The 12294-nt window shown below is 35.9% G+C and carries 14 protein-coding genes, 3 tRNA genes and 1 other annotated feature; all 17 genes read left to right on the top strand.

Annotated elements, in window-relative coordinates; translation table 11 throughout:
- Nucleotides 1-4 precede the first annotated feature (4 nt).
- Nucleotides 5-400 carry a Mini-ribonuclease 3 gene (locus tag MWH28_RS02475; protein WP_248617678.1) on the top strand — a complete coding sequence of 132 codons (396 nt, stop codon included), beginning with the start codon at nt 5-7 and terminating at the stop codon, nt 398-400.
- 12 nt (nt 401-412) lie between these two features.
- The gene (gene thyX, locus MWH28_RS02470) at nt 413-1141 is read left to right on the top strand and encodes an FAD-dependent thymidylate synthase (protein ID WP_248617677.1); all 729 of its coding nucleotides are present in this window, start codon (nt 413-415) and stop codon (nt 1139-1141) included.
- Nucleotides 1128-1865, top strand: a complete 738-nt coding sequence (gene rlmB / locus MWH28_RS02465; protein WP_248617676.1) for a 23S rRNA (guanosine(2251)-2'-O)-methyltransferase RlmB — start codon at nt 1128-1130, stop codon at nt 1863-1865. The genes thyX and rlmB overlap by 14 nt, the downstream gene beginning before the upstream one ends.
- Before the next feature lies 1 nt (nt 1866).
- Nucleotides 1867-2688 carry a VanW family protein gene (locus MWH28_RS02460; protein WP_248617675.1) on the top strand — a complete coding sequence of 274 codons (822 nt, stop codon included), beginning with the start codon at nt 1867-1869 and terminating at the stop codon, nt 2686-2688.
- Between the two features lie 101 nt (nt 2689-2789).
- Nucleotides 2790-3434 (top strand): RNA polymerase sporulation sigma factor SigH, encoded by a 645-nt coding sequence (gene sigH, locus MWH28_RS02455; RefSeq protein ID WP_345894741.1) that lies wholly within the window; start codon nt 2790-2792, stop codon nt 3432-3434.
- Between the two features lie 192 nt (nt 3435-3626).
- Nucleotides 3627-3703 (top strand) — tRNA-Gly (locus MWH28_RS02450).
- A tRNA-Thr gene (locus tag MWH28_RS02445) sits at nt 3704-3779 on the top strand.
- A gap of 90 nt (nt 3780-3869) precedes the next feature.
- On the top strand, nt 3870-5054 hold the full coding sequence (gene tuf / locus MWH28_RS02440; protein ID WP_248617674.1) for an elongation factor Tu: 1185 nt from the start codon (nt 3870-3872) through the stop codon (nt 5052-5054).
- Nucleotides 5055-5268: 214 nt separating this feature from the next.
- Nucleotides 5269-5418 (top strand): 50S ribosomal protein L33, encoded by a 150-nt coding sequence (gene rpmG / locus MWH28_RS02435; protein ID WP_248617673.1) that lies wholly within the window; start codon nt 5269-5271, stop codon nt 5416-5418.
- Between the two features lie 12 nt (nt 5419-5430).
- Nucleotides 5431-5507: transfer RNA gene (locus MWH28_RS02430), tRNA-Trp, on the top strand.
- 36 nt (nt 5508-5543) lie between these two features.
- Nucleotides 5544-5747 (top strand): preprotein translocase subunit SecE, encoded by a 204-nt coding sequence (gene secE, locus MWH28_RS02425; protein ID WP_248617672.1) that lies wholly within the window; start codon nt 5544-5546, stop codon nt 5745-5747.
- Between the two features lie 41 nt (nt 5748-5788).
- Nucleotides 5789-6319, top strand: coding sequence for a transcription termination/antitermination protein NusG (gene nusG / locus MWH28_RS02420; RefSeq protein WP_282580096.1), 531 nt, complete (start codon nt 5789-5791; stop codon nt 6317-6319).
- Between the two features lie 13 nt (nt 6320-6332).
- A complete protein-coding gene (gene rplK / locus MWH28_RS02415) occupies nt 6333-6755 on the top strand; it encodes a 50S ribosomal protein L11 (RefSeq protein WP_248617671.1) in 423 nt (140 codons plus the stop codon).
- 63 nt (nt 6756-6818) lie between these two features.
- Nucleotides 6819-7514 (top strand): 50S ribosomal protein L1, encoded by a 696-nt coding sequence (gene rplA / locus MWH28_RS02410; protein WP_248617670.1) that lies wholly within the window; start codon nt 6819-6821, stop codon nt 7512-7514.
- A gap of 50 nt (nt 7515-7564) precedes the next feature.
- Nucleotides 7565-7752: a sequence feature (ribosomal protein L10 leader region), on the top strand.
- A gap of 25 nt (nt 7753-7777) precedes the next feature.
- Nucleotides 7778-8293 (top strand): 50S ribosomal protein L10, encoded by a 516-nt coding sequence (rplJ, locus tag MWH28_RS02405; RefSeq protein ID WP_248617669.1) that lies wholly within the window; start codon nt 7778-7780, stop codon nt 8291-8293.
- A gap of 27 nt (nt 8294-8320) precedes the next feature.
- Nucleotides 8321-8692, top strand: a complete 372-nt coding sequence (gene rplL / locus MWH28_RS02400) for a 50S ribosomal protein L7/L12 (RefSeq protein ID WP_248617668.1) — start codon at nt 8321-8323, stop codon at nt 8690-8692.
- 294 nt (nt 8693-8986) lie between these two features.
- A complete protein-coding gene (rpoB, locus tag MWH28_RS02395) occupies nt 8987-12244 on the top strand; it encodes a DNA-directed RNA polymerase subunit beta (protein ID WP_248617667.1) in 3258 nt (1085 codons plus the stop codon).
- Nucleotides 12245-12294 lie beyond the last annotated feature (50 nt).

The following is a 12294-nucleotide window of genomic DNA, read 5'->3' as shown; positions in this document are numbered from 1 at the left end:
AGCGTTGTTAAAAGAGATGATTGATTTTCCAGCACGACCTAATTTATTACCACCGGCGACTATGGCTTATATAGGTGATAGTCTCTTTGAATTGTTTATTAGAAATCTATTATTAGAGCGAAATGCAGCTAAGCCGAAGAAGTTACATCGACAGGCTATTGAATATGTAAATGCAACTGCTCAAGCTGAGCTACTTGAGCAGTTGAGAGAATATTTAACTGAAGAGGAGTTAGTTATTGTTCGTCGTGGAAGAAATGCTAAGACCAATGTACCGAGTAGTGCTGATCCGGCTGATTATCAATATAGTACTGCATTTGAAGCTTTGCTTGGGTATTTATACTTAAAAGGAGAAGAAGATAGATTACTAGAACTATTTAAACTAATTAAGGAGATCTTATAGAGGAGGATTTTGATGGAAGCAAATGTGAAATTAATCAATCATACTACTAACCCCGAAAGGACAGCTGCTGCAGCAGCAAGGTTATGTTATTCGCCAGTTGGAGCTGATAAATTAGTAGAAGAGATGACTGAACAAGAGGCTGAAGATTTGTTGCAGATTATTTTAGATAATGGGCATTTATCTACGCTTGAACATATCAAGTTTACTTTTGCTATTGAAGGAATCTCTAGGGTCACGAGCCATCAGTTGGTTAGGCATAGAATTGCCAGTTACTCTCAGCAATCCCAGCGTTACGTAAGAGAAAAGGAGCAGTTTAATTATATTATTCCGGCTAAGATCTTAGAAAATGAAGAGGCAACTCAATTATTTAAGGAAAATATGAAGCAGCAACATCAGCTATATGACCAATTAACGAATAAATTGGTAGAAGAAGGGTATGCTGAAAAAGAGGCTATAGAAGCAGCAAGATATGTATTACCTAATGCAGCGGAAACAAAGGTAGTAGTTACCATGAATGCTAGAAGTTTATTGCACTTTTTTGAATTAAGATGTTGTGAGCGGGCTCAAAGGGAGATTAGAGATTTAGCTAGGCTGATGCTCAAGCAGGTACGAGAGGTAGCACCTCTTATCTTTGCTAAGGCTGGCCCGTTGTGTGAGACTGAAAGAAGGTGTAAGGAAGCTCAGATGAGTTGTGGACGATTAGCTAAAATAAAAGAGGGTGATATTAATGGCAAAAATTGAAGGTAGAAATCCAGTAATTGAAGCATTGAAAGCGGGAAGAAGAATAGAAAAGATTATGATTTTAAAGACTGCTCAAGGAAGATCAATTGAGCAAATCGAACAATTAGCTAGACAGGCAGGTGTTCATATAGAGCAAGTTAGTAAACATGATCTAACCAATTTGGCTGATTCTCATGCTCATCAAGGTGTAATTGCTTTTGCTGAAGCGTTAAGTTATTGGAAGTTAGAGCAACTAATCAGCCACGCTAAGGAAGAGAGTGATAACCCTTTGTTGGTTTTATTAGATGAATTGAAGGATCCTCATAATTTTGGAGCAATCCTACGATCCGCTAATGCTGCAGGAGCTCAAGGGGTAATTATCCCTAGCAGAAGATCGGTTGGTTTTTCACCAGTGGTAGCTAAGGCTTCTGCAGGAGCAGTAGAGTATCTACCTGTAGCTCAAGTAACAAATTTATCTAGAACTATAGAACGATTGAAAGAAGAGGGTTTTTGGATTGCTGGTGCAGATATAGCAGGGGAGCAGTTTCATTATCAAGCTGATTTAACTGGTTCATTAGGATTAGTAATAGGTAGTGAAGGTAGTGGTTTAAGGAGATTAGTTAAAGAGAAGTGCGATTTTTTAGTCAGGTTGCCGATGGAAGGGCAGGTAGATTCCTTAAATGCTTCAGTCGCTGCAGGAATTTTGCTCTATGAAGCCCAGCGTCAACAAAAAGTAGGTAACTAAAATGTTGCATTTAAAGAGGTTTAATTATAAAATAATGATTTTTAGTATGCTTTTTCTGTTTATTGTAGCTAATCCAGCCTTAAGTGATGCTAGCTTTGCAACTGGGTTGAGAAAGTTAGCAGAATATGATGCAACTGATGTAGTCTCTACTAAGACTACTTATTTTGACCAAGAAAATAGCAATCGTACTACTAATATAAAGTTAGCTGCCGAAAAGATAGATGGAACTGTAATCAAACCAGGTGAAATCTTCTCTTTTAATCAGGTTGTTGGCCCTAGAACAAAAGAGAGAGGATATAAAAAAGCGCCTGAGATTATTGAAGGGGAGTTTGTAGATGGAGTAGGCGGGGGAATTTCTCAAGTATCTTCTACCTTATATAATGCAGTTTTATTAGCAGGTCTAGAGATGGTAGACAGAACTAGCCATTCTCGTCCAGTTAGCTACTTACCTTTAGGAAGAAGTGCTACTATCTATTACAATCAAATTGATTTAAAATTTAAAAATAGTAGTGATTATCCAATGATGATAGTTGCTAGAGTCTTTGCAGATCAGTTAACTGTAAGTTTATTAGGGCGTGACCATGGTAAGTCAATTAAATTAGAGACTGTCGAACTTGAAACTTTAGAACCAAAACTAATCAAAAAATCAGATGAAAGTTTGGAATCTGATGAAAAGAAGATAGTTCAAGAGGGAAGAGAAGGGTATAGAGTTGTTACTAAAAGAATTGTTAAAGAAAGAAATCAAATAATAAGAGAAGAACTTATTTCTTCAGATATTTATTTAGCACTAGAGCAAATTATTAAGCATAATCCAGATAATTAGAGTTAGGAAAAAGTTACAGCCACTCTTGCTTGACTAAGAAAGATTACATAAGTTATAATAATAAATGTAATCTTGAAAGCAAAGGGTGGAGGCGATTATGGGTGAAAGGAAACCTACAATATAGTGGATCTGACAGCTATGAGAATATGACAGATGATGAAATAGTCGAATGTGCCCAGGATGGTAATGCCTTAGCATTAGAGTATTTAATGAATAAGTATAAGAACTTTGTTAAAGCAAAGTCGAGATCATACTTTTTAATTGGTGGTGACAGACAAGATATAATTCAAGAAGGGATGATTGGTCTTTATAAAGCTATTAGGGACTATAAAACAGAGCGATTAGCCTCTTTTCCTGCTTTTGCTGAGTTATGTATTACTAGACAGATTATAACTGCAATTAAGACTGCTACAAGGCAAAAGCATCAACCATTAAATTCTTATATTTCTCTTGATAAGCCTCTTTATAGCGAAGAATCGAATCGAACATTATTGGATGTTTTAAAAGGGAGTAAATTATCCAATCCTGAACGATTGTTTATTACTAATGAAACTTATCAAATATTAGAGACTAATATAAAAAGATTACTGAGTGAGTTAGAGCTAAGTGTTTTGATTGAATATTTAAAAGGGAAGAGTTATCAGGAGATTGCTAAAGCTTTAGATAGACATGTTAAATCGGTCGATAATGCATTACAAAGAATCAAGAAAAAACTAGAAGATTTTTTAGAAAAAGAAGATATATAGCTTAATTCAAAGAAAAATAGAACTCAACTGACTTAACTAACTTAAACACCTATTAATTATGTTTATAACTTAAATTTAAATCTTGAACTCTTGAAATAAAGATAATATAATATTAGTGTTGTCTCCATTATTTAATATAATGATGGAGATAGCAGAATTAACACTTCAATAGGCTTAGAGATTGATTTAAATGCGGGAGTAGCTCAGTTGGCTAGAGCACCAGCCTTCCAAGCTGGGTGTCGCCGGTTCGAGTCCGGTTTCCCGCTCCAGCCCACATAGCTCAGTTGGTAGAGCGCATCCATGGTAAGGATGAGGTCACCGGTTCAAATCCGGTTGTGGGCTCCAAAAAATAATAAGTTACATATAAAATGGGTGATATTGTATCACCTTTAATTTATATAATTAAGAAATGGATTATTAAGGGGGAGAATAAAAATGGCAAAAGAAAAGTTTGAAAGAACGAAACCTCATGTTAACATTGGTACAATTGGTCATGTAGACCATGGGAAGACAACAACAACAGCTGCTATTACAAAGGTATTAGCAAAAGGTGACGAAGGTTCATCAAATTTTGAGGATATTGATAATGCACCAGAAGAAAAGGAAAGAGGAATTACAATAGCAACATCTCACGTAGAGTATGAAACAGCAAATAGGCATTATGCTCACGTTGATTGTCCAGGACATGCTGACTATGTTAAGAATATGATTACAGGGGCAGCACAGATGGATGGTGCAGTTTTAATTGTATCAGCAGCAGATGGTCCAATGCCTCAAACAAGAGAGCATTTATTGTTGGCCCGTCAGGTAGGAGTACCAAAGATTGTAGTATTCTTAAATAAAGCAGATATGGTAGATGATGAAGAGTTAATCGAATTAGTAGAGATGGAAGTAAGAGAATTACTTAATGAGTATGATTTTGATGGAGATGAAGCTCCAATAGTAGTAGGTTCTGCATTAAAAGCATTAGAAGAGCCAACTGGAGAATGGTCAGATAACATTATGGAGCTAATGGATGCAATTGATGATTATATTCCAACTCCAGAAAGAGATACAGACAAAGAGTTCTTAATGCCAGTAGAGGATGTATTCAGTATTACAGGGCGTGGAACAGTAGCCACAGGTCGTGTAGAAAGCGGAATTGTAGAAGTAAATGATGAAGTAGAGATAGTAGGAATTAAAGAAACAGAAACTACAGTAGTAACAGGAATTGAGATGTTTAGAAAGATGATGGATGAAGCACAAGCAGGAGATAACATTGGAGCATTATTAAGAGGTGTAAATAGAGAAGATATTGAGCGTGGGCAGGTATTAGCAGAGCCAGGAAGTATTACTCCACATACTCAATTTAAAGCAGAGGTTTATGTTTTAAGTAAGGATGAGGGAGGAAGACATACTCCATTCTTTGATGGATATAAGCCACAATTTTACTTCAGAACTACAGATGTAACAGGAACAATTGACTTACCAGAAGGTGTAGATATGGTAATGCCAGGAGATAATATTGAGATGGTAGGAAAATTAATTTCTCCAATTGCGATGGATGAAGGAGTTCGATTTGCAATTAGAGAAGGTGGAAAGACTGTTGGTGCTGGAGTTGTTACTGAGATCATTGAATAATTATCCTTATATTGGATATATTATTACATATAATGACTCTTAATTTATTAATTAAGTATTATCTATCTAAGTAGGAAAGGGTGCCCTTTCCTACTTATGCTTCTGTGCTGGAATTTATTATTTTACAGGTTATCTTATTGACTTTATGTTAAAAGTATGATATTGTGTGTAAGGTGTCGAAAAATGATCTGCTTTGGTTGAGGAGGTGGCAGTGATGAGAGAAATAATTACTTTAGCTTGTACAGAGTGTAAACAACGTAACTATTCAACAACTAAAAATAAAAATAATCAGCGAGAAAGATTAGAGTTGAAAAAGTATTGTAAATTCTGTCAAAAACATACTGTTCATAAGGAAACTAGGTAAGTTTAATGATATAGGCTCGTGGCTCAATTGGCTAGAGCATCGGACTCCAAATCCGAGGGTTGGGGGTTCAAGTCCCTCCGGGCCTGCCAATTATAAATAAAGGGACCAATGAGGGTGTGGAATAAATGGCTAAAAAAAGTGCTACAGAAAAATTAAAAAAGTTTTTGCGAGAAGTCAAGGCTGAATTGAGGAAGGTGAATTGGCCTAGTAAGCAAGAACTGGTTTCTTATACAATGGTGGTAATCGCTACTGTTATACTTATTTCTATTTTTATTGGTGGGGTTGATTTGCTCTTTTCTAGTCTGATTAGGCCGATTATATTTAATTAGGGGAGGTGTGAATCCTACTTAATTTGTAGGGTTCCTTTATTATGAGTAATAAAAAAGAATGGTATGCAATACATACCTATTCGGGCCATGAAGACAAGGTCAAAGCGAATTTGAAACAACGAATTAAAACAACGGGAATGGAAGATAATATTTTTCAAATCTTAATCCCGACTCAAGATAAGGTTAAAGTTAAAAATGATAAGAAGAAGGTTATTAAAGATAAAATTTTTCCTGGTTATGTATTAATTGAGATGATTATGGATGATGATTCTTGGTATGTCGTCCGTAATACTCCAGGAGTAATTGGTTTTGCTAGTGCTGGAACAAATCCAATTCCAGTAAAGGACACCGAAATGGCCCATGTGCTTGAAGATATGGATGCCGAAAAGACGGCAACTGATATTGGAGTAGAAGAAGGCCAGAGTGTACGGGTTATAGAAGGACCATTTGAAGATTTTGTAGGAGAAGTTCAAGAGATAGATTATGAAAAGAATAAATTAATTGTATTAGTCTCTATGTTTGGTCGTGAGACTCCAGTTGAATTGGAATTCGATCAAATAGAGAAGGTATAAGGGGGTGTAGAAGATGGCTAAAAAGGTTGTTGGTAAAATTAGCTTACAGATTCCTGCGGGTAAAGCTAATCCAGCTCCACCGGTTGGTCCAGCATTAGGTCAACATGGAGTTAATATTATGGAATTTTGTAAAGCTTTTAATGCGAAAACTGCTGATCAAGCTGGAAATCTTATTCCAGTTGAAATTACTGTTTATGCAGATCGTTCTTTTGATTTTATTACTAAAACTCCTCCAGCTGCTAACTTATTAAAGAAGGCAGCAGGTATCGATACTGCATCTGGAGAGCCTAATATTAATAAGGTTGCTACTGTTAGCAAAGAAGATGTTAAAGAGATTGCAGAGTTGAAGATGGAGGATTTGAATGCTGCTAGTTTAGAGTCAGCAATGAGTATGATTGAAGGAACTGCAAGAAGTATGGGAATTGAAGTTAAATAATAAATAGAGTTACTCAAAAAAGTGGGAGGAAATTTCCGCTAATACCACAAGGGAGGTTTGAAAATGTCTAACAGATATAATGAATTATTAGATAAAGTAGATCGCGATCGAGAATACGAAATTAAGGAAGCTTTAGAGTTAGCCAAAGAAACTGCTACAGCTAACTTCTCTGAAACGATTGAATTAGCTGTTAACTTAGGAATTGATCCTAAGAAGAATGATCAGCAACTTAGGGGTGCAGTTACTTTACCACAAGGAACTGGACAAGATGTTACAGTAGTTGTTTTTGCTCAAGGTGAGAAGGTTAAAGAAGCTGAAGAAGCTGGTGCAGATTTTGTTGGTAGTGATGAATTAGTTGAAAAGATAGAAGAAGGTTGGTTAGATTTTGATGTAGCAATAGCAACTCCAGATATGATGAGTGTAGTTGGTAAGCTAGGGCCAATTTTAGGGCCACAAGGATTAATGCCTAATCCAAAAGTTGGTACTGTTACATTTGATTTAGAGAAAGCTGTAAAAGATGTTAAAGCTGGAAAGATAGAATATAGAGCTGATGATGGTGGTAATATCCATTTGCCAATTGGTAAAGACGATTTTACTGTTGATGAGTTATATGATAACTTTGAGACAGTGATGAATCTTTTGATCAGATCTAGACCTAGTGGAGCTAAAGGTAAGTATTTACTTAATGTTGCCGTTTCTTCCACAATGGGGCCAGGGATTAAGATAGATCCACAAGAGGTCATTAAATTATTTGATTAAAGATATTGACTCTTTTTAATCAATATGTTATAATCTTATTTGTGGATTAAAAATGAATATAATTGAGGCCGTAGACAGTAGGTGCCTATTAAATTAGGTTTAAATTTTAGAGCCTGCCGAGGCTGGAGTAGAAATATAGATTAAGTTGTTTATCTATATCTAGTACTTAAAGATGATTTATTTGATAATAAGTCTTGGGTCTCCAGCTATACTACGGAGGCTCTTTTTTAGTTGTATTTGATGAGGAGGTGTAGCCAAAGAAGATGGGCCAGCGAAAAGAGAAAGAGTTGGTTGTTGAAGAGCTTACCAAGAAATTTAAAGAATCTAAATCAGCTATTTTGACAGATTATCGTGGTTTAGATGTTGCAGAAGTTACAGAGTTACGTGATAAATTAAGGGAAGCTGGTGTTGATTATAAAGTTGTTAAGAATACATTAGCTTTTTTAGCTGCTAAAGAAGCAGGTCATGAAGAGATTAAAGACTTTTTAACTGGGCCAACAGCGATTGCTTTTTCTGTTGAAGATCCAGTTGCACCAGCTAAAGTATTATCTGAATTTGCAGATGATCATGAGGATTTAGAAATTAAGTCTGGGATTGTTGAAGGAGATATTATTGATGTTGATGGAGTAACAGCATTAGCTGATATTCCACCGCGAGAAGTTCTATTAGGACAAGTTGCTCGTGGTATGAAAGCGCCGATCACTGGATTGGTGCGTTGCCTGAACCATCCATTAAAGGAATTAGTACAGGTACTTAATCAAATTAAAGAAGAAAAATAAGAATAAAATCCAAGGAGGATGTTAACAATGACTAAAGAAGAAATTTTAGAAGCAATTGAAAATATGACAGTTTTGGAATTAGCGGAATTGGTTGAAGAATTAGAGGAGAAATTTGATGTTAGTGCAGCTGCTCCTGTAGCAATGGCTGCTCCTGGAGCTGGTGGAGCTGCTGGTGGAGCTGAAGAGCAGACTGAATTTGATGTTGTATTAACTTCTGCTGGTAGTAGCAAAATTAAAGTAATTAAAGCTGTTAGAGAAGTTACAGACTTAGGATTAAAAGATGCTAAAGCATTGGTTGATGACGCTCCAAATCCAGTGCAGGAAGGTTTAGAGAAAGAAGAAGCAGAGGAAATTAAAGAGCAGTTAGAAGAAGCTGGAGCTGAAGTAGAGCTTAAGTAATTTTCTTTAATTTTTAAACTTAAATAAGTAGTCAAAAAAGGCACTCTGTTTAGTTAAACAGGGTGCTTTTTTACCTTACCAAATTATTTCTTAGTTCTTGACAATGATTTCACTTTGTGTTACTATTATTTATTGTTACAGGTATATTATCAGGTAACTAAATAATTTTTACATGATTTCAATTATATTGTATAGTTTATATAAAAAAGTAAATACTAATTAATGTTTTCTAGAATGTATTGAAAATAATGGGAAGGTAAGGCTGATAAAATCTTTGGGGGTGACTATTCATTTATGGGCAGTCCAGAAAATTCGTTACGAAGAAAAAGACGTAGTTTTGCTAAGGTTGACGAGGGGATGGAGATTCCATACCTATTAAGAACACATGTTGATTCATATAATTGGTTTTTAGAAAATGGTTTATTGGAAATGTTTCATGAGATTTCCCCTATTCAAGATTTTTCTGAGAATTTAGTACTGGAGTTTATTGATTATTATCTAGATGAGCCTAAGTATGATAAAGATGAAAGTAGAAATCGTGATGTAACTTATTCAGCACCACTAAATGTTAAGGTCAGATTGATTAATCAGGAAACTGGTGAAATCAAGGAGCAAGATGTTTTCATGGCTGATTTTCCAGTATTGACTGATGAAGGAACATTTATTGTCAATGGTGCAGAGCGAGTAATTGTCAATCAGTTAATTCGTTCTTCTGGTGTTTATTTTGATCAAGAAGTTACTAAAGATGGGCGTACTCTATATAATGGAAGTATAATTCCAAATCGTGGAGCTTGGATTGAGTTTGAATATGATAAGAAGGATATTATTGCAGTGAGGGTTGATCGTAATCGAAAGATACCATCAACTGTTTTATTTAGAGCTTTAGGATATGGAACTGATGCCGAATTACTTGATTTATTCGGTGAGCATGAAATAATACATAATACAATTGAACGTGATAATACTGAAACGTATGAGGAAGCATTAATTGAGCTATATAAAAAGATTCGTCCAGGAGAGCCTCCTACAGTAGAAAGTGCTGAGAATTTAATAAATTCCTTATTCTTTGATTCTAAACGATATGATTTAGCTAGAGTTGGTCGATATAAGATGAATAAAAAGTTAAACCTGGATATTGATCCTGACCAAAGAACATTGGCTAAAGAAGATATTGTGGGAACAGTCAAGTATATGCTTAAGTTAATAGATGGAGATGAATCTGCCTGGATAGATGATATTGATCATTTAGGCAATCGTCGACTTAAAACAGTGGGAGAACTATTACAGAATCAATTCAGAATAGGTTTGGCAAGGATGGAACGTGTAGTTAAAGAGAGAATGACTATTCAAGATATTGATGTTATTACACCACAAAACTTAATTAATACTCGACCAGTGGCAGCAGCAATCAAAGAGTTTTTTGGAAGTAGTCAGTTATCTCAATTCATGGACCAAACTAATCCTTTATCAGAATTGACCCATAAAAGAAGAATGAGTGCCTTAGGGCCAGGTGGTTTGAGTCGTGAACGTGCTGGTTTTGACGTTAGAGATGTTCATCATACTCACTATGGTAGAATCTGTCCGATCGAGACACCTGAGGGTCCAAACATTGGATTGATTGGTTCAATGTGTATTTATGGTAAGACCAATGAATTTGGATTTATTCAAACTCCTTATCGAAAGGTAGAAGATGGAGTTGTAACTGATGAGATTGAATATTTAACAGCTGATGAAGAGGATAATTATGTAGTTACTCAGGCCAATGAACCTCTTGATGAGAATAATAGATTGGTCAATGATAAAGTTTTTGCTCGTTATAAAGATGAAAACTTACAAGTAGATCCGATGAAAGTAGATTATATGGATGTATCTCCAAAGCAGATTATAAGTGTTTCTGCAGCGTTAGTTCCATTTTTAGAGAATGATGATGCTAACCGTGCTTTGATGGGAGCAAATATGCAACGACAGGCAGTTCCGCTGTTAAAGACTGATGCTCCGAGAGTAGGAACTGGGATTGAATATGAAGCAGCTAGAGATTCGGGTGCTGTAATAGTAGCTAAGAATCCTGGTGAAGCTATGAAGGTGACAGCAGACAAGATCTTAATTAAAACTGATCAAGGAACAGTTGATAAGTATAAATTAACGAAGTTTGCTCGTTCTAATCAGGGGAGTTGTATGAATCAACGACCTATTGTTAGAAAAGGAGATCGAGTTGAGGAAGGGACAATTATTGCTGATGGTCCTGCAACTGATAAAGGTGAACTAGCATTGGGTAAAAACTGTGTTGTTGCTTTTATGCCATGGGAAGGTTATAATTATGAGGATGCTATTTTAATTAGTGAAAAAATGGTTAAAGAAGATGATTTGACTTCGATCCATATTGAAGAGTATGAAGCTGAAGCTCGTGATACTAAGTTAGGTCCTGAAGAGATTACGCGAGGCATACCAAATGTTGGAGATGATGCTTTAAAGGATTTGGATGAGCGTGGAATTATTAGAACAGGAGCAGAAGTTGAACCAGGAGATATCTTAGTTGGAAAGGTAACCCCTAAAGGTGAGACTGAATTATCTGCTGAAGAGAGATTACTGCGAGCAATCTTTGGAGAGAAAGCAAGAGAGGTTAGAGATACTTCTTTGAAAGTACCACATGGAGAAGAAGGTATTGTTGTTGATGTTAAGGTCTTTGATCGAGAAGATGGGGATGAATTAAAAGCAGGTGTCAATAAGTTAGTTCGAGTTTATGTAGCTAAAAAGCTTAAAATTACTGTTGGTGATAAATTAGCTGGACGTCATGGTAACAAAGGGGTTATATCTAGAATTTTACCTGAAGAGGATATGCCGTATTTACCAAGTGGTGAGCCAGTAGATATTGTTTTAAATCCACTAGGAGTACCATCCCGAATGAATATTGGTCAGGTTCTAGAGACGCATCTAGGTATGGCCGCTAAAGCCTTAGGTATTCATGTTTCGACCCCAGTCTTTAATGGAGCAACTGAAGAAGAAGTAGAAGATATTTTAGAGGAAGCAGGATTAGATCGTGATGGAAAGGTTCAACTATATGATGGTCGAACTGGAGAAGCCTTTGAAAACAGAGTAACTGTTGGTGTAATGTATATTTTGAAACTACACCACTTAGCTCATGATAAGATGCATGGTCGTTCAACTGGTCCTTATTCCTTAGTAACTCAACAGCCACTGGGTGGTAAAGCACAATTTGGTGGTCAGCGTTTTGGAGAGATGGAGGTTTGGGCCTTAGAAGCTTATGGAGCAGCTCATACGTTACAAGAGATGCTAACGGTTAAATCAGATGATGTTGTAGGTCGTGTGCAAGCCTATGAGTCTATTGTTAAAGGTGAGAATGTGCCTGAACCTGGTATTCCAGAGTCATTTAAGGTACTAATTAAAGAGATGCAAAGTATTGGATTGGATGCTAAAGTCTATTCTGCTGAAGAAGAAGAGTTATCAATTGAAGAAAAAGATATTAATGAAACGACTAAGAAGTTAGGATTAGATTTAGTTAATGCTGAAGATGAGCAAAATGATGAAGACTAATTGAGAAAAAAAGTTATTAGTTTAAACTTGAAAATTAAACTAAAGAAGGG

The organism is Natroniella sulfidigena, assembly GCF_023223645.1.
In the GTDB taxonomy this organism is placed as follows: Bacteria; Bacillota; Halanaerobiia; order Halobacteroidales; family Halobacteroidaceae; genus Natroniella; species Natroniella sulfidigena.
This window is presented reverse-complemented; position numbering and strand designations above follow the sequence as displayed.